This is a genomic window from Methylobacterium sp. J-001 (assembly GCF_022829565.1).
Taxonomy (GTDB): domain Bacteria; phylum Pseudomonadota; class Alphaproteobacteria; order Rhizobiales; family Beijerinckiaceae; genus Methylobacterium.
The window spans coordinates 24,077-48,229 of sequence record NZ_JAKSYN010000067.1; the positions used below are offsets into that span (position 1 = coordinate 24,077).

At 67.4% G+C, this 24,153-nt stretch carries 18 protein-coding genes; 4 read left to right on the forward strand and 14 right to left on the reverse strand.

Going from position 1 to position 24,153, the window contains the following annotated elements; translation table 11 throughout:
* Window positions 1-58: 58 nt before the first annotated feature.
* The 8 genes from MKK65_RS07135 to MKK65_RS07170 all read right to left on the reverse strand — a co-directional run bounded on the left by MKK65_RS07135 (window position 59) and on the right by MKK65_RS07170 (window position 10,434).
* Complete coding sequence (locus tag MKK65_RS07135) at window positions 59-1,030, reverse strand: HpcH/HpaI aldolase/citrate lyase family protein (protein ID WP_058190878.1); 972 nt, start codon at window positions 1,028-1,030, stop codon at window positions 59-61.
* 107 nt (window positions 1,031-1,137) lie between these two features.
* Entirely contained in the window at window positions 1,138-3,900 is a 2,763-nt protein-coding gene (locus MKK65_RS07140; protein ID WP_243956585.1) for a phosphoenolpyruvate carboxylase, read from the reverse strand.
* 137 nt (window positions 3,901-4,037) lie between these two features.
* Window positions 4,038-4,928: a succinate--CoA ligase subunit alpha gene (gene sucD, locus MKK65_RS07145; RefSeq protein ID WP_243956587.1), complete on the reverse strand. Its 891-nt coding sequence runs from the start codon at window positions 4,926-4,928 to the stop codon at window positions 4,038-4,040.
* A gap of 14 nt (window positions 4,929-4,942) precedes the next feature.
* On the reverse strand, window positions 4,943-6,121 hold the full coding sequence (locus MKK65_RS07150) for a malate--CoA ligase subunit beta (protein WP_243956589.1): 1,179 nt from the start codon (window positions 6,119-6,121) through the stop codon (window positions 4,943-4,945).
* Between the two features lie 239 nt (window positions 6,122-6,360).
* Window positions 6,361-7,002 (reverse strand): methenyltetrahydrofolate cyclohydrolase, encoded by a 642-nt coding sequence (gene fchA, locus MKK65_RS07155; RefSeq protein ID WP_243956591.1) that lies wholly within the window; start codon window positions 7,000-7,002, stop codon window positions 6,361-6,363.
* Between the two features lie 12 nt (window positions 7,003-7,014).
* Window positions 7,015-7,878: an NADP-dependent methylenetetrahydromethanopterin/methylenetetrahydrofolate dehydrogenase gene (locus MKK65_RS07160; protein WP_243956593.1), complete on the reverse strand. Its 864-nt coding sequence runs from the start codon at window positions 7,876-7,878 to the stop codon at window positions 7,015-7,017.
* 302 nt (window positions 7,879-8,180) lie between these two features.
* Entirely contained in the window at window positions 8,181-9,122 is a 942-nt protein-coding gene (locus MKK65_RS07165; protein ID WP_243956594.1) for a D-2-hydroxyacid dehydrogenase, read from the reverse strand.
* Window positions 9,123-9,225: 103 nt separating this feature from the next.
* Window positions 9,226-10,434 carry an aminotransferase class V-fold PLP-dependent enzyme gene (locus MKK65_RS07170; RefSeq protein WP_243956596.1) on the reverse strand — a complete coding sequence of 403 codons (1,209 nt, stop codon included), beginning with the start codon at window positions 10,432-10,434 and terminating at the stop codon, window positions 9,226-9,228.
* 535 nt (window positions 10,435-10,969) lie between these two features.
* Between MKK65_RS07170 and MKK65_RS07175 the strand changes: the two genes are divergently transcribed.
* The 3 genes from MKK65_RS07175 to MKK65_RS07185 are packed head-to-tail and all read left to right on the forward strand — an operon-like array spanning window position 10,970 to window position 13,505.
* Complete coding sequence (locus MKK65_RS07175) at window positions 10,970-11,785, forward strand: UDP-2,3-diacylglucosamine diphosphatase (RefSeq protein ID WP_243956598.1); 816 nt, start codon at window positions 10,970-10,972, stop codon at window positions 11,783-11,785.
* Window positions 11,786-11,796: 11 nt separating this feature from the next.
* Window positions 11,797-12,843, forward strand: a complete 1,047-nt coding sequence (locus MKK65_RS07180; protein WP_243956599.1) for a glycosyltransferase family 4 protein — start codon at window positions 11,797-11,799, stop codon at window positions 12,841-12,843.
* A 38-nt stretch (window positions 12,844-12,881) separates the two neighbouring features.
* Entirely contained in the window at window positions 12,882-13,505 is a 624-nt protein-coding gene (locus MKK65_RS07185; protein ID WP_243956601.1) for a ribonuclease HII, read from the forward strand.
* A 419-nt stretch (window positions 13,506-13,924) separates the two neighbouring features.
* On the opposite strand, the gene MKK65_RS07190 is transcribed toward MKK65_RS07185, so the two are convergent.
* The 6 genes from MKK65_RS07190 to MKK65_RS07215 form a co-directional block, all read right to left on the reverse strand.
* Window positions 13,925-16,282, reverse strand: coding sequence for a membrane-bound PQQ-dependent dehydrogenase, glucose/quinate/shikimate family (locus MKK65_RS07190; RefSeq protein WP_243956603.1), 2,358 nt, complete (start codon window positions 16,280-16,282; stop codon window positions 13,925-13,927).
* 537 nt (window positions 16,283-16,819) lie between these two features.
* Window positions 16,820-18,997 carry a TonB-dependent receptor gene (locus MKK65_RS07195; protein ID WP_243956605.1) on the reverse strand — a complete coding sequence of 726 codons (2,178 nt, stop codon included), beginning with the start codon at window positions 18,995-18,997 and terminating at the stop codon, window positions 16,820-16,822.
* A gap of 435 nt (window positions 18,998-19,432) precedes the next feature.
* A complete protein-coding gene (cobT, locus tag MKK65_RS07200) occupies window positions 19,433-21,340 on the reverse strand; it encodes a cobaltochelatase subunit CobT (protein WP_243956606.1) in 1,908 nt (635 codons plus the stop codon).
* 6 nt (window positions 21,341-21,346) lie between these two features.
* Window positions 21,347-21,856, reverse strand: coding sequence for a DUF29 domain-containing protein (locus tag MKK65_RS07205; protein WP_243956608.1), 510 nt, complete (start codon window positions 21,854-21,856; stop codon window positions 21,347-21,349).
* Window positions 21,857-21,860: 4 nt separating this feature from the next.
* Complete coding sequence (gene cobS, locus MKK65_RS07210) at window positions 21,861-22,844, reverse strand: cobaltochelatase subunit CobS (RefSeq protein WP_058190943.1); 984 nt, start codon at window positions 22,842-22,844, stop codon at window positions 21,861-21,863.
* A 208-nt stretch (window positions 22,845-23,052) separates the two neighbouring features.
* Window positions 23,053-23,676: a J domain-containing protein gene (locus MKK65_RS07215; RefSeq protein ID WP_243956609.1), complete on the reverse strand. Its 624-nt coding sequence runs from the start codon at window positions 23,674-23,676 to the stop codon at window positions 23,053-23,055.
* A gap of 108 nt (window positions 23,677-23,784) precedes the next feature.
* Between MKK65_RS07215 and MKK65_RS07220 the strand changes: the two genes are divergently transcribed.
* A complete protein-coding gene (locus MKK65_RS07220) occupies window positions 23,785-24,081 on the forward strand; it encodes a BolA family protein (protein WP_243956611.1) in 297 nt (98 codons plus the stop codon).
* Window positions 24,082-24,153 lie beyond the last annotated feature (72 nt).

Below are 24,153 nucleotides of genomic sequence, written 5' to 3' on the forward strand. Positions count from 1 at the left end.
GTGATCCCGGCCGCGACGCACATTTGGGCCGCCCGCCCCGCAGGGAGAGCGAGCCCCCTCACGCCTTCATGGCGTTGGCCTTCTCGATCAGCGCCTCGGCCATGCGGATCGACGCGATGTCGATCAGCCGGCCGTCGAGGGAAACGGCGCCGCGACCGGCCTTGGCGGCCTCCTGCATGGCCTCCAGGATGCGACGGGCCTTGGTGACCTCGGCCTCGGACGGTGTGAACACCTCGTTGGCGAGATCGATCTGCGAGGGATGGATCGCCCACTTGCCCTCGAAGCCGAGCGCCGCGCAGCGCTTGGCCGCCGAGCGGTAGCCGTCCGGATCCGAGAAGTCGCCGAACGGGCCGTCGATCGGGCGCAGGCCGTAGGCGCGGCAGGCCACCAGCATGCGGTTCTGGGCGAACAGCCACGGATCCTGCCAATGGGTCTGGCGATTGCCGGCCTCGTCCTTGTCGGTGAGCACCGAGAAGTCCGGGTTCACGCCGCCGATCACCGTCGAGCGGGCGCGGGTCGAGGCGGCGTAGTCGGCCACGCCGAAGGACATCGCCTCCAGGCGCTTCGACGACTGGGCGATCGCCTCGACATTGGCCATGCCGAGGGCGGTCTCGATCAGCACCTCGAAGCCGATCTGCTTCTCACGCTTCTTGGCCTGCTCGATCTGGGTGACCAGCACGTCGATCGCGTAGACGTCGGCCGGGACGCCGACCTTGGGGATCAGAACCATGTCGAGCCGCGGACAGGCTTCGACGATGTCGACCACGTCGCGGTACATGTAGTGGGTGTCGAGACCGTTGATGCGGATCATCATGGTCTTGTTGCCCCAATCCAGGTCGTTCAACGCCTGGATGATGTTGGTGCGGGCCTTCTCCTTGTCGTCGGGAGCGACCGCGTCCTCGAGGTCGAGGAAGATCACGTCGGCAGCAGAAGACGCCGACTTCTCCATGAAGGTCGGGTTGGAACCCGGAACGGCGAGTTCGGAGCGATGCAGGCGCGGCTTGGCCTGCTGGATCAGGGTGAAGCTCATGGGTGTTTCTCTCTCCTAGTAACGGTTCTGATGCCGCCGGGGTGCGTGGGGATCGCCCTCCGGGAACAAGATGGGTCAGATGCGGGGCACCGACAGGGCGCCGCGCCTCACCCGGTCGAGCCGAAGCCGACCGCGATGCAGTTGATCGACAGCAGCAGGGCCGATTTCACCGCCTCGCGCCGGTCCTCGTCGGTCTCCGCGCGGTAGCGGGCCAGCAGCTCGACCTGCTCGCGGCCAACCTGATTGATGGTCGACAGCCGGCCCTTCAGACGGTCGCGGAACAGCGGGAAGCGCTCGGCGAGGTCGGTTCCGCCGCTCACCCGCAGCACCATTTCGCGGGTCAGCGCGTACTCGGCCTCGATCATCGAGAAGATCCGGTCCCGGATGCCCGCGTCCGGGACAAGGCCGGCATAGGCGCGAGCAATGTCGAGATCGACCATCATCAGGGTCTTCTCGACCTCGTCGAGAACGAGGCGGAACACGCGGGATTCCTGGAACAGGCGCTTCAGGGTCGCCTCACCATCTCGGCCGCGCACGTCGAGGAAGCTCGCCAGCCCCGAGCCGACGCCGTACCAGCCGGTGATCACGTGCCGGTTCTGCGACCAGGCGAACACCCAGGGGATCGCCCGGAGATCCGAGAGCGAGCGGGTGCCGAACCGGCGGGCCGGGCGCGAGCCGATGTTCAGGAGCGCGATCTCGTCCAGCGGGCTCGCCGACTGGAAATAATCGACCAGGCCGTCGGTCTGGAGCAGCCGGACATAGGCGGCCCGCGAGGCGCCGGCGAGCGCCTCCAGGGCGTCGTCGTGGCCAACGCTAGCCCGCTCGCCGTCGCCCGCCAGGGCGTGCTCGAACACCGAGGCGGCGAGCAGCTCCATCTGGTAGGCGGCGGTGCCGCGGTTGGCGTATTTGAAGGAGACGACCTCGCCCTGCTCGGTGGTGCGGAACCGCCCGCGGATCGAGCCCGGCGGCTGGGCCATGATGCCCCGGTGGGTCGGCACGCCGCCCCGGCTCACCGAACCGCCGCGACCGTGGAAGAACGCGATGCCGACGCCGAGCTCCTGGCCGAGCCGGGTCAACTTGCTCTGCGCCTTGTACAGCTCCCAGTTGGCGGCGACGAAGCCGCCATCCTTGTTGGAGTCGGAATAGCCGATCATCACCTCCTGCACTCCGCCCTGCCAGCGGGTCGAGCGGCGCACCACCGGCACGCTCAGGAGCTCGCGCATGATGGCCGGGGCGGCCCGCAGGTCGTCGATCGTCTCGAACAGCGGCACGATCGCCAGGGGGCAGATCTCCGGGCGGATGTCGGGGCCGGCCGCGTCGAGGAACACGCCGGCCTCCTTGGCGAGCAGGTAGGCGCCAAGGACATCCTCCACCGAGCGGGTCATCGACAGGACGAAGGCGCCGAACGCCTCCCGGTCGAGGGTCTCGCGCATCTCGGCCACCAGCGCGAAGGTCGCCAGCGTCTCGCGGGCGGCGTCAGGCAGGTTCTCGAAGGAGCGTTCCGGATCCCGCGGGCGGACCAGCTCGGCGTCGAGCCAGTGCCGCCACGCCGCCGAGCCGAGCGCCGGGGGCTCGCCCTCGCCATTGCGCTGGCGCCAGAGCGCCTGGAGCGTCTCGGTGGTCCGGGTGGTGTTCTCGCGCAGGTCCAGCCGAACCGTCGAGAAGCGGAAGATCTCTACCATGCGCCGGACCGGTCGGACCAGATCGCGGCCGAGCGCGCCGCACTTCGCATCCTCCAGGCCACGCTCAAGGGTGCGCAGGTCCTCGATCAGGCCATCGGCGCTGGCGTAATCGGGGCCGGACGGGTGCTGGCCCTCGTTGCGGGCGATGGTCGCGTCGAGCTTGCGCAGGACGCAGGTGAGATACTGGCGGTACGGCTCCCCGGGATTGCGCCGGGCGATGGCCCGGGCCTGCCCGCTCTCCGCGAGCTGCCGGTCGAGTTCCTGGCGGAACGTCTCCGGCAGCGGCAGCGCGCGCTCGGTGAGCGAGAGCGTCCGGCCGAGCTCGCGCACGCCGTCCCGGTAGCGGTTGAGCGAGGCGAGCGCGTTGCGGTGCAGGGCCTGCCGGGTGACCGCGGCCGTGACGTAGGGATTTCCGTCCCGGTCACCGCCGATCCACGAGCCGAATTGGAAGAACGGCGGCACCTTGAACGGCGTGCCGGGATAGGCCTCGGCCAGGGACTCCTCGAGCGTGTCCATGGTCTCGGGCAGCATCTCGAACAGGGTCTCGTCGAAGAAGTGCAACCCCCAGGCGACCTCCCGCTCGACGGTGGCCTTCTCCAAGTGCAGCTCGCCGGTCATCCAGACCAGCTCGATCTGGTCGCGCAGCTCGTTCATGAGCCCGTTGCGCTCGCGGTCGGTCCAGCGCGGCATCTCCAACTCGCGCAGCACCAGGTAGATCCGCCGGAACTTCTCCAGCACGGTCACCCGCTTGCCCTCGGTCGGGTGTGCGGTCAGCGTCGGCCGAATGCGCAGGTCGGAGAGCAGCGCCTGGATCTGCGCCGGCTGGATCCCCTTGGCGCGGGCGTCGGCGAACACCTTCGCGAACGATCCGCTCAACGCCGCCCGCCCCTCGGTGCGCTCGACGTGGCGGCGCCGGCGCATGGCGGCGTTCTGCTCGGCGATCGAGATGAGGTGGAACCAGATGCCCTGCACCTGGAGGGCGCGCGCCAGCATCTCCGGCGAGAAGCGGGAGATGTCGGCCGTGCCATGCAGCACCGCCTCGAGATCCGGGTCGTGACGCCGCGCGACGTCGAGCAACGCCTGGAACAGGATGTCCAGGGCCTGCTCGGCCGACGTGCCGGTGATCACCGGCGGCGCGAAAGCGCTGGCCTCGGCGAGGCCGGGGGATGCGTGAAGGGTACGGGTCATGGAGCCACCTTGAGCGCGGTGCGCTCCCCTCCCCCTTGCGGGGAGGGGTAGGGGTGGGGGTGGCGCAGGATCCAGCGATCCGGTCCCTTCTGCACCACCCCACCCTCGGTCCCTCCCCACAAGGGGGAGGGAAGATTTCAAGCCGCCCGGGCGAGCACGTCGGCCACGGTCTGGCCGAACGAGCCGGGATCGGGCGCCACGGTGAGGCCGTAGGAGCGCATGATCTCGGCCTTCTCCGCGGCGCTGTCGCCGGCCGCGGAGATGATCGCCCCGGCATGGCCCATCCGGCGCCCCTTCGGAGCCGTGAGCCCGGCCACGAAGCCGATCACCGGCTTCGACATGTTGTCCCGGATCCAGGCCGAGGCCTCGGCCTCCTGCGGGCCGCCGATCTCACCGATTATCAGCACCGCGTCGGTGTCCGGATCGGTCTCGAACAGCGCGAGATGGTCGAGGAACGACGAGCCGTTGATCGGGTCGCCGCCGATGCCGACCGAGGTCGAGATCCCGAGACCGAGCTCCTTGAGCTGCGAGGCGGCCTCGTAGCCCAGGGTCCCGGAGCGCGAGATGACCCCGACATTGCCCTTGAGGTAGATGTGGCCGGGCATGATGCCGAGCATCGCCTTGCCGGGGGAGATGATGCCGGCGCAGTTCGGGCCGACCACCATCGTGCGGCGATCCCGCGGGTAGCGCATCAGGTAGCGCTTCACCCGCATCATGTCCTGGGCTGGGATGCCGTCGGTGATCGAGCAGACCAGCCGCAGGCCGGCATCGGCCGCCTCCATGATGGCGTCGGCCGCGAAAGGCGGCGCCACGAAGGTGATCGACGTGGTGGCACCGGTGGCGGCCACCGCCTCCTTGACGGTGTTGAACACCGGCAGGCCAAGGTGGGTGCGACCGCCCTTGCCCGGCGTGACGCCGCCCACGACGTTCGTGCCGTAGTCCAGCATCTCCTTGGCGTGGAAGGTGCCCTTGTCGCCCGTGATGCCCTGGACGATGATCGGGGTGGTCTCGTCGATGAGGATGCTCATGGCGTGGTCTCCCCTCAGCGGTTCTTCTTGGCGGCGTCGCAGGCTTCGACTGCCTTGCGCGCCGCGTCCGACAGGGTGTCGGCGGTGATCAGGTCGAGGCCGCTCTCGGCCAAAATCTTCTGGCCGGCCTCGACGTTCGTGCCGGCCAAGCGCACCACCAGGGGCACGTCGATCTTCACCTCCCGGGCGGCCTGGATCACGCCCTCCGCGACCCAGTCGCAGCGGTTAATGCCCGCGAAGATGTTGACCAGGATCGCCTTGACGTTGCGGTCCGAGAGCACCAGCCGGAACGCCGTGGCGACCCGTTCGGGCGAGGCCCCTCCGCCCACGTCCAGGAAGTTCGCCGGCTCACCGCCCGCGTGCTTGATCATGTCCATGGTCGCCATGGCCAGCCCGGCGCCGTTGACGATGCAGCCGATCTCGCCTTCGAGCCCGATATAGCTGAGGTTATGCTCGGCGGCCTGCGCCTCGCGGGGATCGCCCTGCGACGGGTCGTGCATGTCGGCGATGCCCGGCCGGCGGAACATCGCGTTGTCGTCGAAGCTCATCTTGGCATCGAGGGCCAGCACCCGGTCGTCCTTGGTGACGACCAGCGGGTTGATCTCCAGCATCGTGCCGTCGCAGTCGCGGAACGCCCGGTAGGCGTTCATGATGGTCTTCACCGCGGCCGAGACCTGCTTGATGTTCAGGCCGAGCTGGAAGGCGATCTCCCGGGCCTGGAACTGCTGCAGGCCCACCGCCGGCTCGACGACGACCTGGATCAGCGCCTCCGGCTCGTTGGCGGCGATCTCCTCGATATCCATGCCGCCGCGCTGGCTGGCGATGACGCGCACGCGCTCGGCCTTCCGGTCGAGGACGTAGCCGAGATAGAGTTCGCGCTCGAACGGGTCGGCGGTCTCGACATAGACCCGCTGGACCGGCTTGCCCTCGGGGCCGGTCTGCAGGGTGACGAGGCGCTTGCCCAGCAGCTCCTTGGCGGCGTCGCGGACCTCGTTGTAGGTCCGGCACAGCTTGATCCCGCCGGCCTTGCCGCGGGCGCCGGCATGGATCTGCGCCTTCACGGCCCAGAATGAGCCGCCGAGTTCGGTGGCGGCATAGACCGCTTGGTCCGGACTGAACGCGATGGCGCCCTTCGGAACCGCCACACCGAAGCTCGCCAGCAGCTCCTTGGCTTGGTACTCGTGGACGTCCATTCGGCGCCTCCTCCGCGGTCGTTGCCGCCGTTCGACTCTGTCTACTTTAGTTGAGTATGAAGATTACGCCCGTCAAATTTTTTGATCCATCGGTTCAGGTCGGCTTTTTCGCGGGTGCAGCAGAATTCGAACCCACTATTGCGATGCAGCATTGCAGAAAAACAACGAGGCCGGGAGCATGATGCTCCCGGCCTCGACTATCGATCCATTTGTGCCCGCCGCGGCGGATGCGGCACGCCTCAGTTCACCTTGGCCTTCACGACGCCGTAGACCTTCTCGGTGAGCGCGCCGGCCTCGGCCAGCAGGCCCTCGAGCTCCTGAAGCCGCTCGTCGGCGAACTCCCGGTCCTCGATCCCCTTGGCGTTGACGTAGACGTTGAGCGCCGCGCTGCGCAGGCCGGCATAGGCCGAGAGCACCGCCACCCCGGCATCCGAGACGACGTTGAGATTGCCCTTGTCGGCGGTGATCGCCGCGAGGTCGATCACCGTGCGGCAGGCCCGGCAGCAGGACAGCGGCACGTCGGTCGCCGTCTTCAGCGCCGCCTGGATCGCCGCGGCGCGGGCCGCCTTCTCGTCATCGGTGCCCTTGGGCAGGCCGTAGGCGGCCATCACAGCGTCGAAGGCCTGGACGTCCTCGCCGATCATGCCGGTGAGCACGACCCGCAGGCCCTCGGACCGGGCGAGCACGTCCTTCAGCTCGGCTTCGACCTCCACGTACTTCTTTTTGCCGATGGTCAGATTGCAGACCATCGACACCAGGGCCGCGCCCATGGCGCCGGAGATCGCCGCCGCGCCGCCGCCGCCGGGGGTCGGGGCGGCACTGGCTAGCTCCGTCAGGAACTTATCGATGCTGTCAGTCTCGGGGGGACGCGTGTCGGTCACCGGCGCCTCCCCTCAGGCCATCGACTTGGCGAGCGCGTAGATCTCTTCGGCATCGAGCACCTGCTCGGTGCTCTCGAAGAGCTGACCGACGCAGGCCCGGTGCAGCTTGAGCTTCAGCCCGCCGATGCCCAGGGCCCCGAACGCCTTCTTGCCGTTGCGGTCCTTGCCCTTGTCCATGACGTCGATACCGCCGATCCCGGTCGGGGGCTGGGCGTTGTAATCGGCTACGATCTCGACGGCCGGATCTTGTGCCCAGGCGGCCTCCGGCAGCAATTCGACCCCGATGGCACCGGCCGTGAAGATGAGGTTCTTGCCCTTCACCAGGGCGACGCGTGAGGCCTCGTCCGGCGTCGCAGCGGCCTTCACCGAGACCTTGAAGCGCTTGTTGATCGCGTCGGCGGCAGCCTGGGTCTTGTCCAGAGCGCGGCCCGCGATGGTCACGTCCGCGCCCTCGCCGGCCAGCAGCGCCGCGGAGCGCATGCCCACCGGGCCGGTGCCGGCGAGAACGACGGCGCTCTTGCCCTGGAGCGAACCCGCAGCCTTTGCCACCAGCGCGACGCCCGCGGCCGCCGTGGTGTTCGAGCCGTTGGAATCGAGCATGCACGAGACCCGGAACGGGCCGAAGAACCGCTTCTTGACTGCGGTGAAGAGTTCCTCACCCGCCGCCATACTGCCGCCGCCGACGAAGATCGCCGTCGACTTCTTCTCGGAACCGCCGCGGGTGTAGATCGTGCCATCGACCAACGCGCCGACATTGTCGGGCGTCACACCGCCGTAGCCGGTGATGTGGTCGGCACCGCCGTCATAGCCGACCACCGTGTCGAACACGTTCGGCATCGCATCGGTGTCGAACAGGAACAGCAGCTTCTTTGTCATGCTTTTTGGACCTTATCCGTCGCGCCTGTGAGGCGCCGCCGTGATGTCTTCTCGATCCGTTCCCAATCTCGAGGGGAGCGGACGACCTAAATGTCAGAACCCGGCTCCGCGCGTCTCCCTCCCCCCCTCTGCGGGGGAGGGTGGCCCCTGCGTCAGCAGGGGTCGGGAGACGGGAGCCCGGGTTTAGCAAAGGGCGCGACCGGCATGAGGGGCGCAGCCCGCTTCTGCACCGTCGCTCCCCTCTCCCGCCCCCCTTTCGGGGGCCACCCTCCCCCGCAAAGGGGGGAGGGAGAGGCCAAGCCCTACTCCACCACGTTCTGCGGCTTGCCGGCGACGAACGCCTCGACATTGTCGACAAGCTGGTCGGCGAGGATCTGCATCGCCTCCTTGCTGGCCCAGGCGACGTGCGGCGTCACGATCAGGTTCGGCAGGTCGGCCTCGCACAGGATATTGCCGTCTTTCGGCGGCTCCTGCGCCACGACGTCGAAGCCCGCGCCCGCGATGGTGCCGTCCTTCAGCGCGGCCAGGAGGGCCGCCTCGTCCACCAGCCCGCCCCGGGCCGTGTTGATCAGGATGGCGTTCTTCTTCATCCGCTTGAGCTCGGCGGCGCCGATCAGACCCTTGGTCTCGGGGGTCAGCGGCACGTGCAGCGTGATCACGTCGGACTGCGTCAGGATCGTCTCGAAATCGACCAGCCCGTCCTGCGGGAAGACGTCATAGGCCAGGACCTTCATGCCCAGCGCCTCGGCGCGCTTGCCGATCGACTTGCCGAGCGCCCCGTAGCCGACGATGCCTAGCGTCGAGCCGGCGATGTCGTAGATCGGGTAGTCGAAGTAGCAGAACTGCTTGGACTTCGCCCAGTCGCCCCGCTTCACGGAGTTTGCGTAAGGCACGATCGCCCGGCGCAGGGCGAACATCAGGCCGACCACGTGCTCGGGCACGGTGTTGAACGCGTAATTGCGGATGTTGACGACCGTGATGCCCTGCGCCTTGGCCTGGGCCTTGTCGACCACGTCGGTGCCGGTGGCGGCCACGGCGATGAGCTTCAGGTCGGGAAGCTGCTTGAGGGTCTCGGCCCGCATCGGGACCTTGTTGATCAGCGCGATCTCGGCTCCCTTGAGCCGCGCGACCGTATCCTCCGGCGTCCAGGTCGAATCGTGTTCGACGTATTCATGCGGGAAGTTGAACGGCCGGACCGTCGCATCGAGCGACTCGCGATCCAGGAATACGATCTTCTTGGTCATAGATCCCCTCTCGGACGACGGGCGGTTTCCTCGGGATTCTTGTTCTTACTTGCGCGCCGGGGCGGGGCCGGCAACCCGGCCCCGCCCCGGCAACGTGCATGGATCACGCCTTATGAAGCGGATTCTCGCGCAGGTAGCTGGAGGCGGCGGCGACGCCGGAGCCCGGTGTGACCTTCACGCCGCAATCCAGCAGCGCCATCTCGGCGCCCGCGATGGCACCGAGGAGGGACAGCTCGTTCAGATCACCGATATGGCCGATGCGGAACACCTTGCCGGCGACCTTAGACAGACCGCTGCCGAGAGACAGGTTGTAGCGCTCATAGGCGTGGGTGATCACCTTGGCCGCATCGACGCCCTCCGGCACCAGGATCGCCGTGACCGTGTCCGAGTTCCACTTCGGCTCCTTGGCGCAGGGCTTGAGGCCCCAGGCCGCGACAGCCTGACGGGTCGCCTCGGCGAGCACGTGATGGCGGTGGTAGATGTTCTCCAGCCCCTCCTCCTTCACGATGGCCAGGGCCTCGCGCAGGCCGTAGAGCAGCGGGAGCGCCGGCGTGTAGGGGAAGTAGCCCGTGGCGTTGGTGGTGAGCTGGTCCTTCCAGGCGAAGTAGACATGGCCGAGCCGATCGTTCCGGCCGGCGCCGCCTTCGGCGATTTTCAGCGCCTTGGGGCTGATGCAGATCAGGCCGAGGCCGGCCGGCAGCATGAAGCCCTTCTGCGAACCCGCGATGGCGCAATCGACGCCCCACTCGTCCATCTTGAACGGCAGCGAGCCGATCGACGAGATGCCGTCCACGAACAGCAGCGCCGGGTGACCGGCAGCGTCGAGCGCCTTACGGACCGCACCGATATCGCTGGTGACACCCGTGGCGGTCTCGTTGTGGACCACCATCACGGCCTTGATCGTGTGATCCTTATCGGCCCGGAGAGCCTCCTCGATCTTCTGCGGATCGGCGCCGGTGCCCCACTCCTCGTCCTGCACCATCACCTCGAGGCCGAGGCGCTGGGCCATGTCGACCCAGAGGTGGCTGAACTGGCCGTAACGGGCGGTGAGCACCGTATCGCCGCGGCACAGGGTGTTGGACAGGGCAGATTCCCAGATACCGGTGCCAGAGGACGGGAACAGGATGATCGTGCCGTTGGTCGAGCCGAACACCATCTTGGCGTCCTGGAACAGCGGCTTCGTCAGCTCGGGGAAGCTCGGCGAGCGGTGATCCTCGGACGGCACATGCATCGCGCGCAGGACGCGATCCGGGATGTTCGTGGGACCCGGGATGAAGAGGTGATTGCGACCGGGGCGCCGGGTTGCGGCCATGTTGTTTCCTCCAAAAAATCTGTTGCGCGCGGGCGGACCCGCGCCGGTTCGTTCGAGCGACCTCGGCGGCCTTGTCGGGCATCCTGCGATCAGCGCCGGTGGCCGCGGCACAATCGCGGCGTCCCGAACTCTCTTCGCATCTTCCGTGGATCGGGGGGCTCAGCGGAGCGGCAGGCGGCCTCGTGCCGCTCGCGTCGCGGCGCGCCCCCGCGCGCCGGTCGCCTCCGTAATGCCGTCCCGTTCTACGGCGCCTCGTCGCGAGGCACCCTGGCCGCCTTCCAGTACGCATCCGGCCCGGCTCACGCCGAGCCGCCGGTTCTTGGTATTATGAGGCGGCGAAGCTGGGAAGCAAAACCGGAAAAACTTCGGGAAGGCGGTAAAAAAATTTTTGGTGCGCCGCAACGTTAGCTATTCACGTTTGAGGACTTCTTCCGCAGCGCACAAAGACACCCCACAGCGAACGCGCCCCGCGTCATCAAACTGAGACGTGATCGCGCTCTGGATCCCTCGACCGTTCGACCGCCGGGAGGGTGACGTGGCCGAGGATGAGGAGATGCCGGTCCGGGTCCGGACGCTGTTCCTGTCCGACCTGCACCTCGGCACGCGCGGGTGTCAGGCCGACATGCTGCTGTCGTTCCTGAGGGATTACGACGCCGACACGGTCTACCTGGTCGGGGATATCGTGGACGGCTGGCAATTGCGCTCCGGCTGGTACTGGCCGCAGGAGCATAACGACGTCGTCCAGAAGTTCCTGCGCAAGGTGCGCAAGGGTGCCCGGATCGTCTATCTGCCGGGCAACCACGACGAGTTCCTGCGCGACTATGTCGGCACCAATTTCGGCGGCATCGAGATCGCCGAAACCGCTATCCACGAGGCGGCCGACGGGCGGCGCTACCTGGTGATCCACGGTGACCAGTTCGACATGGTGGTGCGTCACTCACCCTGGCTCGCCCATCTCGGCGACGGCGCCTACACGCTGGCCTTGACCCTCAACACCGTGATCAACCGGGTCCGGCGGCGGGTCGGCCTGTCCTACTGGTCGCTCTCGGCCTGGGCGAAGCTGCGGGTGAAGAACGCCGTCAGCTTCATCGGCCGGTTCGAGACGATCCTGGCCGACGAGGCCCGCCGCCAGGGCGCCAACGGGGTGATCTGCGGACATATCCACCACGCCGCCGACCGAACGATCGGCGACCTGCGCTATCTCAACACCGGCGACTGGGTGGAATCCTGCACCGGCCTGGTCGAGCATTACGACGGCCGGATCGAGGTGCTGCACTATCCCAGCATCCTGCGGGCGCGCGAGGCCGATGCCGCGCCGCGGGCGATGCCGGGCCGGCGCGCGGTGGCGTGAGAGATCGCGCCGTGAAGCTCCTCATCGCCAGCGATGCTTGGCACCCGCAGGTCAACGGTGTCGTCCGCTCCCTGGAGCAGATGGTGCGCCGGGCCCCTGAGCATGGCTTCGAGACGGCTCTGCTCTCGGTGGCGGATTTCCGCTCCCTACCCCTGCCGGGCTACACGGAGATCCGATTGGCCCTGGCCGGCCGGGACCGGGTGGCGGCGCGCTGGGCCCGAGAGCGGCCGAGCCATGTCCACATCGCCACGGAGGGGCCGATCGGCTTCGCGGCCCGGCGTCACTGCCTGGCCCATGGCCTGCCCTTCACCACGAGCTACCACACCCGGTTTCCCGAATACCTTGCCGCCCGCCTCCCGGTGCCGGAAGCGTGGTCCTACGCCTATCTGCGCCGCTTCCACGGAGCGGCTCGAGGCACAATGGTCAGCACGGCCTCCCTCCAAGCGGAACTCGAAGCAAAGGGGTTCACGCATTTGATGCGCTGGACCCGCGGGGTCGATACCGAGCGGTTCCGCCCGGCCGCCCCCGGCGAGCTGCCGCCAGCGGAGCTGGCCGGGCTGCCGCGGCCGCTGTTCCTGTATGTCGGCCGGCTCGCCGTCGAGAAGAACCTCGCGGCCTTCCTCAGCCTCGACCTCCCCGGCACGAAGATCGTGGTCGGCGACGGACCGGACCGGGCGCGGCTGCAGGCGCTGGCCCCGGAAGCGCGGTTTCTCGGTACCAGGACGGGGGCGGCGCTCGCGTCCGTCTACGCCGCCTGCGACGCCTTCGTGTTCCCGAGCCTCACCGACACGTTCGGCATCGTTCTCTTGGAAGCCATGGCCTGCGGCTTGCCGATCGCCGCCTTCCCGGTGCCGGGCCCCAACGACGTGCTGAGCGGGACCCGCGTCGGCATCCTCGACCAGGATCTGCGCGCGGGGGCCCTTGCGGCGCTGCGCCTGTCCCGGTCCGAGTGCCGGCAGGAAGCCCTGCGCCGCGGCTGGGATGTCAGTGCCGATCAGTTCTTTGGGAACATCATCGAAGCGCATGGCGGCGAGCGCGGGGCCCGGAACGCCGCCTGACCGGTGACGGCGGCCGCGCGGGATGGCAGGACGGCACCATGCCGCCCGTGAAGCGAAAAACGCCCGCCCTCACCCCGCCCTTCGATCCGGCCCGGGCTGCGGATTACCCGGCCGTGATCGGCTGCGACGAAGTCGGGCGCGGCGCCCTGTGCGGCCCCGTGGTGGTCGCGGCGGTCTGGTTCGACCCGGTGGCGATTCCCCCTACCCTCCTGGCTGCCCTCGACGACAGCAAGCGCGTGCCCGAGCCGATCCGGGCGCAGCTGGCGCCGCTGATCCGCGCTCATGCCCAGTTCGCCGTCGCGGCGGGCTCCCGGGCGCTGATCGACCGGATCAACATCCGCGCCGCGACGCTCGACGCCATGGCGCGGGCGGTGGCGCGGCTCAGGATCGCGGCGCCGGTCCTAGTCGATGGCCGGGACGCCCTGCCCGGCCTGCCGGGCCGGGCGGTGGTCGGCGGCGATGCCCTGGTCCCACAGATCGCCGCCGCCTCGATCGTCGCCAAGGTCTTTCGCGACGACCTGATGCGCCGCCTTGCCACCCGCCATCCGGGCTATGGCTGGGAGCGCAACGTCGGCTACGGCACGGCCCTACACCGCGCCAGCCTGAGCACACTCGGCCGGAGCCCACACCACCGCCTCAGCTTCACCCGCGGGTTCGGCTAGGTTTCAAAAGGTCGAGACCCAGCGCTTTCGAGGTGTTCAGCCACGCGCTCGTTGTGAGATCGGCTCTCCTGAGCAGGTCACGCGCCCCTTTCCCGGACAGGTGAAGCGAAGCGGAACCTGATCCGGGACCCAGCACACGAAGCGCCGCGTCAGCGGCACGGGTCGATCAGGCGGACGCTGCGCGCCGTCCTGTGCTGGGTCCCGGGTCGCATTCCGCTTGCGCTGCATGCGCCCGGGAAAAGGGCTGTGCCGACAGGCTCGACGCCATGTCCTGGCTCTCAGACCAGCACCTTGAAAGGGCTGGGTCGAAGACATTTTGCGGGTGCAGGGCTTCGCCCGATCTATCAGGGGCTCCGCCCCTGAACCCCGCCAAAGGGCTTGCCCTTTGGGAACCCCGATTTTGCCGTCTGTGAGCCGGATCACTTCGATCCGGGATCGCCCGGCAGCGCGTAGGCGACCACGTAGTCGCCGCGGTCGGGGGATTGGCGCGCGCCACCGGCCGTGATCACGATGTATTGCCGGCCGGTCTTGGGCGACTTGTAGGTCATCGGCGCGCCCTGGCTACCGACCGGCAGGCGGCCCTTCCAGACCTCGCGGCCGGTCGCGGACTCGAACGCCCGCAGGTAGTAATCCTGCGTTCCGGCGAAGAAGATCAGGCCCGAGCCGGTCACCAGCGATCCACCGAGCGAGGGCAGCCCGATCGGGATCGGCAGGTGCATCTTGATCCCCAGCGGCCCGGTATCCTCCACCGTGCCGAGCGGGACCTGCCAGGCGATGCGGCGCGCCTTCAGGTCGATGGCCGTCAGCGTGCCGAAGGGCGGCTTCTGGCACGGGATGTTCAGCGCCGACACGAAGCGGTTCCGGACGGAGACGTAGGGCGTTCCGCGCATCGAAGACATGCCCATCTCGGTGCCGGTGGCCTTGCCGGTCTCGACCTGATCCCGGGCGATCAGCCGGTTCCACAGGCCCAGCCGCATGTCGTTCACGATCAGGTAGTCCCGGGTCATGTCGATCGCGGTGCTGCCCCAGTTCATGCCGCCGAGCGAGCCCGGCATCTGGAGGGCGGTGTCGAAGCCCGGCGGGGTGAAGGTCCCCTCGTGGCGCATGCCCTTGAACTGGATCCGGCACAGGAGCTGGTCGAGCGGCGTCGCCCCCCACATGTCGGCTTCCGTCAGGGTCTCGGTGCCGATGGAGGGCATGTCCGAGAAGGGCTGCGTCGGCGCATACTGCTCACCCGGCACGCTGCCCTGCGGCACCGGCCGCTCGGTGACCGGCGCGATCGGCGCCCCGGTTTCGCGGTTCAGCAGGAAGATCTGGCCGTGCTTGGTCGCGGCGATCAGCCCCGGGACGGTGCCGCCCTTCCCGTCCGGCAAGTCGTAGAGGGCCGGCTGGGCCGGAACGTCGAAGTCCCATAGGTCCTTGTGTACGAGCTGGACGTGCCAGCGCGGCCGCCCCGTCGCGGCGTCGAGTGCGAAGATCGACGAGTTGGTGGCGTCGTCCTCAGCGGTCCGGTGGCCGCCGAAGAAGTCGGGCGTCGCGTTGCCGGTGGGCGCGTAGATCAGGCCCAGGGCCGGATCGTAGGCCATGCTGGTCCAGACGTTCGGCGTCCCCCGCGTGTCGGTCTCGCCGGGAGGCGGCAGGCGGGTGGTCGCCGGGTTGCCCGGATCCCAGGCCCAGCGCAGCTCGCCGCTGCCGACATCGTAGGCCCGGACCACGCCGCCGGGTTCCCCGGTCTCGATATTGTCAGCGACCCGGCCGCCGACCACCACGAGATCGCCAGCAACGAGCGGCGCGGCAGTCTGCGTGTAGTAACCGGGCTTGACCTCGCCCATGTCGGTCTTGAGGTCGACCGTGCCGCCATCGCCGAAATCGGTGCAGGGCTGGCCGGTGGCGGCGTCGAGGGCGATCAGACGCGCGTCTATGGTCGCCAGCAACAGCCGGCGGGGGCAGACCTTTCCGCCCTCCGCAGCGCCCGCATCGTGATAGCCGAGCCCGCGGCACCGCTGCCATTGCGGAGCGCTCGCCTTCGGGTCGTAGCGCCAGCGCTGGGTGCCGGTATCGGCATCGAGCGCGATGACGATGTCGTTGGGCGTGCAGACATAGACGGTGTCGCCGATCTGCAGCGGCGTGGTCTGGTCCTCGGCGCCGAAGCCGTTGCTCACCGCGATGTCACCGGTGCGGAAGGTCCAGGCCGGCTGAAGCTTGGCGACGTTGGTGGCGTCGATCTGTGTCAGCCCGGCGAAGCGGGTGCCGCCATTGGTGTTGCCCCAGGCCGCCCAATCGACCTGCGGCGGCGCCTGAGTCGCCGGATGCACCGCCGCAACCTCGGTCGCGGCGATGATCGGCACCGGCTGGAACGCCCGCAGCGTGGCGGCCACCAGGGCGAGGGCCAGCGCGGCGGCAATGCCCAGCGATGCCCGGCGCCACACACCGCGACCGGATCGATCGAGCAGCGGCGCCAGCATGGCGACCACGCAGCCGAGCACTGCCAGGGCGAACAGCCGCGAGACGAGCGGCCAGAACGCGAACCCGACCTCCCAAACCGCCCAGATTCCGGTCAGGACGAAGGCCACCCCGTAGAGCAGCGCCCCCGCGCGCCGGTGCTGGGCGACCAGTATACCGGAGACGAGCATCGCGGCGCCCATGACCATGAAATACCAGCTGCCGCCAAGCCAGGCTAAGTATACCCCGCCCGATCCAAATATTAAACCGATTGTAATTAGCACAATACCAAGCAGGATCATCACGCCATTGGCCAGCGTTTCGGTTCGGCGCATCGAATAGCCTCAGCCACACAAGATGATCGCCTATTTATCTCGGGTTTTTCTGCGGTCAACGGTGTTTTATAAGATCATAATGCGAATAATTTTTTCTCAAACGCAATATTTTACATCAAAAATTACATATATGATCGAGAATTTTGAAATATTACGATAGTTAATTACTTTTATGCGTCGCAAAAGCTGCAAAATATCCTACGGTTGGATCTAGCCATATTGTTCGGCGCCCATCGAGAAGCACCAGCCCTGGCTCAGCGCAGCACCAGCGGCTAACCGAAGTGCTTGAGCGCAACGAAGTTATCTTCCTGGTTGTCGAGAATCACAGCGCCGTTTTCCTCACGCACCGCATGAACCGGGCGCGCTCGTGACGACTGTCGCCGTTCCGGTTTAGGCCAAGGACGGGCCGATCAATGAGCCGCCGCTGGCGTGAGATCGTGATCTGTCAGTTGCCGACCGGAGGTTTGTGACCGCTGCGCCGAGGAGTGGCTGCACGATCAAACATGCCGGTCTGCGAGAGGCAGCAGTCCAGGCCGTTCAGAAATCTACGCTGGCCGAGATCAGGATGGTTCGCGGCGCCCCCGGTGCGAGGAGCCCGCGACCGGTGGTGGCCCAGTAGTTGTTGCCGGTTACGTTCAGGACGTTCGCCTGCCAGGTCACCGGACGGTCCTGAAGAATCGTCTTGTAGCGCAGGCCGAGATCGAGGGTTGCCCAGTCCGGTATCGTCTGGCGGTTGGCTTGATCGTAATATTGCGCGGCCGTGTAGATCACCCGGCCGGTCACGGTGAGGCCCGGGGCGAGCCAGGGGAGGTCGTACTCGCCGTAGAGGTTCAGCTGGACAGCCGGGACGCCAATGGCAACGTTGCCGTTGAACTGGCCGCCTTGCGTTTTCAGGAGACGGCCGTCGATCAGACTTACGCCGCCGACCACCCGGATACCCGTCACGGGCTCGCCGAAGGCCGTGACTTCGAGGCCGCGGTTACGCTGCGTGCCGTCGATTCTGAACCGGTTTGTCGAATCCAGGAAACCGAACGGCTGCTGCAGGTCGTAGGCCGCGAAGCCGAGGCCGAGGCTGCCGAAATCGTACTTGGCGCCGGCCTCGATCTGGTCCGAGCGGACGGCTCCGAACGCCTGGTTGGCATTGACCGCCGTCGCCGGAACGGACGGATCAGTCAGGCCCTCGCTGTAATTGGCGTAGAGCGACAGCTTCTCCCAGGGCTTCACCACGAGGCCGGCGCCGGGCGAGAATGCGCCGCTATCGGCGATCCCGGTGGTGGCGCCGGTGCGCGAATCGAGGCTCCTGACCGTGATGCCCTGCCAGCGGCCGCCGACGGTGAGCTGCACGTTGCCGTCCAGGATAGACAGCGTGTCGGCCACGGCAACGCTCTGGTTGATGCGGGCCGTCGTCGGCGGCATCGCCCGGGTCTGGCCGATGGCGCTGCGCGGCGGGGCCGTCACCGGGGCGTAGATGTTGGAGACGATCGTCGGGCCGACCGGGTAGGTGATCTGGCTCTGGTCATACCAGAGGCCGGTCGCCGCGATGCCGAATTCGTGGCGCACCGGTCCCGTATCGAACTGCCCGCGCAGGCCCGCTTCCGCGGTGTCGGCATTGGAGATGTAGGGCAGGTAGTTGATCGGCTCGCGGTAATCGCCCAGCGCGTTGAAGATGGTCAGGGTGGCGCCAAAATATACCTGATAGAACTGGCTGTGCCCGTACGCCGCGTAGAGGGTGAGCGCGTCGGTGAGATCGTACTCGGCGCGCAATGCCACCGACTTGTTGTCGCTGTCGTGGTATTCCCAGCTCTGCTGCGGGTTGATCCGCAGGTCCGGCGCCCGCGGGATCGGGAAACCCGGGCTGACCGTCCGGGTGCGGAAAGCGGCGTTGAGGTCGGTCTTCTGGTAGCCGAGATCGGCGGAGAGGCGCAGGTTCTCACCGCGATAATCGAGGGCGAGGGCCGCGACGCCGAACTCCATCTGCTGGAGATCGATCGGCGTTCTGCCGAACTGATAGGCGCCGTTGAACCGGAGCCCCCATTCGTTCGACGGACCGTAGCGCCGGCTGAGATCGACGGCGGTGTAGCTCTGGGCATTGGAGATGTAGCCCTGGGTCACCCGGGTCAGCGGCACGTCCAGGGCGCGCTTCGGGATCAGGTTGATCATGCCGCCGATATTGCCGAACAGCGGGATGCCGGTGAGCAGCGTTCCCGGCCCATGGAGCACCTCGACGCGCTCGATCGGCTCGATCGCCGGGTTGAAGGCGTCGGACACGCCGTAGAGGCCGTTGAACGCGATATCCTGAGCAAAATACGGGAAGCCGCGGATCAGGAACCCCTGGATGCCGCTGGACGGCGGCACGTTGGTGCGGACCGCCGGATCGTTGTTGATCACGTCCTGGAGCGTGTGGGCCTGCTGGTCGCGGATCAGCTGATCGGTGAAGCTGGTCTGGCTGTAGGGCTGGTCGAAGCTGTTTCGATTGCCCAGCAATCCCAGCCTGGAGCGGGACCCGACTTGGCCGCCGGCATAGGCCGGCGGCGCGTGGCCGATGACGCCGACTACTGCTCCGTAGCTCTTCGGGGTGCCTTGTCCTTGTGTCTCGACGCTGAGCTCGTCGAGCTGGACCACCTCTTCGGCCCTAGCCGCAATGACGGTACAGAGGACCGCGCCCGTCGCCGTGGCCGACAACAGGATCGATACTTTCCGCATCCAGAACCACATGACCCACCGCCGAAAGCCAGCCGCTCGGGCCGGAACGCCATGTCATGAGGAGTGGGCCAGCAACAAAACGGGTCAATCGGAAGTGCGCTTATATCGCTCCTCTTATGCCGCGAATGACGGCGGGTTGTGCTTGTGCAACGGATTAAATTTATTTCATTTATAACGTGCTTATCTAGGGGCGCCGAACCTATAAGAATTGAATTCCTGGTTGTGATTTTTCCGAAAGATCAGATGCACGGCTGCGTCGGTGCGTCTTCCCGATGCGCATGAAACCGAATCATCGGAACCCGAGGCTGATCGGGCCTCTACGCTTCGACTTGGCATGAAAAACCGTATTGGCGGACCGATCGCGCAAGTCGAAATCTTTCTCGCGAAAGATCGCACTGGCCTCGAAATTCCACCAAGTCGGGAGCTTTGGAAATCGACGCCGCCTCGTCAGCGCCGTCCGCCGGCCGCGCGCAGGGCTCGGCCCGCGGGCGCCGGGGTGCCGTTCTCTTCGAACAGCTCGGCCAGCTTCTCCGTCATGGCGCCGCCCAGCTCTTCGGCGTCGATGATCGTCACGGCCCGGCGGTAGTAGCGGGTCACGTCGTGGCCGATGCCGATGGCCAAGAGCTCCACCGGCGAGCGCGTCTCGATCTCCTCGATCATCCATCGCAGATGCCGTTCGAGATAGTTGCCGGCATTGACCGAGAGGGTCGAGTCGTCGACCGGCGCGCCGTCCGAGATCACCATCAGGATCTTGCGCTGCTCGGGGCGACCGAGCAGGCGCTTGTGCGCCCAGTCGAGAGCCTCGCCGTCGATGTTCTCCTTCAGGAGACCCTCACGCATCATCAGGCCCAGGTTCTTCCGGGCCCGGCGCCACGGCGCGTCCGCGGATTTGTAGACGATGTGGCGCAGGTCGTTGAGACGGCCCGGATTCGGGGGCTTGCCGGCAGCGAGCCAGGCTTCGCGGCTCTGACCGCCCTTCCAGGCGCGGGTGGTGAAGCCGAGAATCTCGACCTTGACGCCGCAGCGCTCCAACGTCCGTGCCAGGATGTCGGCGCAGGTCGCCGCTACGGTGATCGGCCGGCCGCGCATCGACCCGGAATTGTCGAGAAGCAGCGTGACCACGGTGTCGCGGAAATTGGTGTCCTTCTCCTGCTTGAAGGAGAGCGGCTGGTAGGGATCGATGACCACGCGAACGAGCCGGGCCGGATCAAGCTGGCCCTCTTCCAAGTCGAAATCCCAGGCGCGGTTCTGCTGGGCCAGGAGCCGGCGTTGCAGCCGGTTGGCGAGGCGCCCGACGACGCCTTGCAGATGCGAGAGCTGCTTGTCGAGGTAGCTGCGCAGGCGCGACAGTTCGTCGGCGTCGCACAGCTCCTCGGCATGGATGATTTCGTCGAACCGGGGGTTGAACACCCGGTATTCGGGCCCCCGCGCCTCGTTGCCCTGACGCGTGGGCGGCCGCGACGCCTCGGACGCCTCCTCCGAGTCCGCATCCTCGGACTCGTCAGGCAACTCGCCGGACGGCGCGTCGGCCGATTCCTGTGCGCCCTCCTCGATCTCGTCGGAGGCTTCTTCCGAGGTCTCGATCTCGGCGCGCTCGCCCTGGCTCTTCTCCTCGGAATCGCCCTCGCTCGGGTTCTGCTCGTCGTCCTGGGCGTCGTTCTCGTCGTCGTTCTCGTCATCCTCGGCGTCGAACGGCGTCTCGTCCGACATGTCGAGGGAGGTGAGGAGATCGCGCACCGAACGGGCGAACTTGCGCTGATCCTCGATCGAACCGATCAGGCCATCGAGGTTGGGGCCGGCCTTGGCTTCGATATGCTCGCGCCACAACGCGACGATCTTGGAGGCCGCCTCGGGGGGCTGTTGCCCGGTCAGGCGCTCGCGCACCATCAGGGCGACGGCGTCCTCCATGGGCGCATCGGCCCGGTCGGTGATGGTCTCGTACTTGCCGCCGCGATGATAGCGGTCCTCCAGCATCGCCGTGAGGTTGCTGGCGACGCCGGTCATCCGCCGCGAGCCGATCGCCTCGACCCGGGCCTGTTCCACCGCGTCGTAGACGGCGCGGGCGGCGGCGTTCTCGGGGGCGAGCCGGCGGTGCACCGCGATGTCGTGGCAGCCGAGCCGCAGCGCCATGGCGTCGGCATTGCCGCGTAGAACCGCGACATCCTGTGCCGAGAGCTTGCGCGGGGGCTCGGGCAGCCGGGCCTTGTCGCCGGTCAGTGCCGGCCGGTCGGTGGCGTAGGTCACCTCGACCTCGGACCGGCGGGCGATGGCGCGCAGGCACCCCGCCACCGAGCGCTTCAGGGGCTCGGCCACGGATTCGCGACGCTCGCCGGGCTTGCGGTTGGAGATGGACATGCGGGGTTACGTCTTCACCGAATCGAGGTCGAAGGGGCGCTCAAGCAGATCGTCCCAGCTGTAAGGACAGTCCGGCGGGAACTCCTCGGGTGGGAGGTGGGTCTCGTTGGCAGCCCAGTCCCGTGCATCCGGGTAGGCTTCCGCCAGGGCCTCATCGAGCCGGGATTTGAGGCCCGGGCTACCCTGGAGAAGCCGGTCGAAGCGTCGGCGCTGCTCGCGGATCGAGAAGATCCAACTCGGGGTGCGATGCTCGGGCTGCTGATCCCACTTGAGCATGTGCATGATCAGCACTCGCAGGCAGCTAGAGAGCCTGGAATATTCGCGCTTCGACACATCCTCGAGCTCCTCGGCAACCAGTTCGACATCGACTTCGTCGAACCGGCGCGCGCGCAGCAGCGCGACCTGTTCCTGCACCCAGGTGTACAGGTCATCCTCGTAGCGCGTGCGGCCCCGCGCGGACGGGGCAACCGCCTCCATCGCTTCGCCTCGGGCCGGACGCGCCACGTCTTCCTCCATGCGGTCAGCTTAGGGCGACGTTCAACGCGCTCTCGGGCAGCTCCTTGCCGAAGGCACGCTGGTAGAACTCGGCCACCAGCGTCCGCTCGAGCTCGTCGCACTTGTTCAGGAACGTCACCCGGAAGGCGAACCCGACATCCTTGAAGATGTCGGCGTTCTCGGCCCAGGTGATGACCGTGCGCGGGCTCATGACAGTTGAGAGGTCGCCATTCATGAACGCGTTGCGGGTCAGGTCCGCCACGCGGACCATCCGGTTGACGATGTCGCGGCCCGGGTCGTTGCGGTAATGGAGCGCCTTCGAGAGCACGATGTCGACTTCGCGGTCGTGCGGCAGGTAGTTCAGAGTCGTCACGATCGACCAGCGGTCCATCTGACCTTGGTTGATCTGCTGGGTCCCGTGATAGAGCCCGGAGGTGTCACCCAGACCCACGGTGTTCGCGGTGGCGAACAAGCGGAACGCCGGGTGCGGGCGGATCACGCGCTTCTGGTCGAGCAGCGTCAGGCGACCCGACAGCTCCAGCACACGCTGGATCACGAACATCACGTCCGGCCGGCCGGCATCGTACTCGTCGAACACCAGGGCGACGTTGTTCTGCAGCGCCCAGGGCAGAATGCCGTCCTGGAAGGCGGTGATCTGCTTGCCGTCCTTCAGGACGATCGCGTCCTTGCCGACCAGATCGATGCGCGAGACGTGGCTATCAAGGTTGATACGGATGCAGGGCCAGTTCAGCCGAGCGGCGACCTGTTCGATATGGGTCGACTTGCCGGTACCGTGATAGCCGGTGACCATCACGCGCCGATTGCGCGCGAAGCCCGCCAGGATCGCCAGCGTCGTCTCGCGATCGAAGATGTAGTCCGGATCGAGATCGGGAACGTGCTCCTCGGGCTCGGCATAGGCCGGAACCTTGAGGTCAAGATCGATGCCGAAGACCTCGCGGACGGAAACGGTGCGGTCGGGCAGCGCGGCGGGCGTATCGTCAGAGAGCATTCGGAACCTCGTGAGGCGCGGAGCCTCCAGCCCGAAGGATGGAGAATCCGCACGGAAGAACGTCGAGCCGGGCATCCGCCGCGGGGCGGACTCGATCTTTAAACGGCGGCGCCGTGCGGCGCCACCGATCGGCACCAGCCCCATATAGGGTCACGACGCGCGGTTTGCCCTATCGTACGACCGGATTGGCCTGCATCGTTCATGCCGCTCAGCAGAGTCCGGCGGCGCGCAAGACGTCGTGGGCGCGAATGATGTCGCGCAGCCGCTCCTCGAACGAGCGGTCGCCGCCATTGGCGTCGGGATGGAAGCGCTTCACCAGCGCCTTGTACTGCGCCTTGATAGCGGGTCCCTCCGCCCCTTCTTCGAGACCCATCACGTCCAGGGCGCGGCGGACCGTGGCGGTGCGGCGCGGCTTCTCCGGCTCCGGCTGGCGGGCACGGCGCCGTCCCTCGACGCCGGCGCCGCGCAGGATGCCGAGCGGATCGACATAGGCCCAGTCCCGGGTCGGCTCCTCGGCCGGCTTGCCCTGGCCGGCCGGGTTCACACCCATGGCCCAGGTCGGGCGGTGGCCGATGATCGCGTCCTTCTGATAGGCCTGGACCGCGGCATCGTTCATGCCGTCGAAATAGTTGTAGCTCGCGTTGTAAGCGCGGACGTGGTCGATGCAGAACCGCCAGTACTGGCCTTCGGCCTTCCGCCCCTTCGGAGCCCGGTGCAGCCCCGGCTGCGTGCAGCCTTGCGCCTCGCACGTGCCGTCGGCTGCGGGCTTCGGCTCGTCGCAGGACGGTTTTCTGATCCGGATGCTGTCGAACAGGCGCGAGTTGAGATCCATGACGGGCCGATTATGAGGGGGCAAACCGGAGACACAAGAGCACCGGGCCTGATGACGCATGCGCGGGATCGGGCTTGACGGATGCCGGCGACATGACGTGAGGGCACGATGGCTGACGGGACTGGTGAAGACGGCACCCTTCGGGGTTGGATGGAGGCTAAGCTGCGCACGGAACTCGCGCCGGCACACCTCGATGTGATCGACGAATCGCACTTGCATGCGGGCCATTCCGGCGCACGTCCCGGGGGCGAGACCCATTACAGGCTCGACATCGTCGCCTCGGCGTTCGAGGGCAAGAGCCGTGTGGAGCGGCATCGCCTCGTCAATGGCCTGTTGGACGACGCCTTCAAGCGTGGGCTGCATGCCTTGGCGCTGCGCGCCCGGACCCCGGCCGAGGCCGCCTGACCGAGCCTGCTGGTCCGGCGCGACCGATGTGCCGGTTTCGGATTGTTCTGTGAGGATATGGCGATCGTGGCT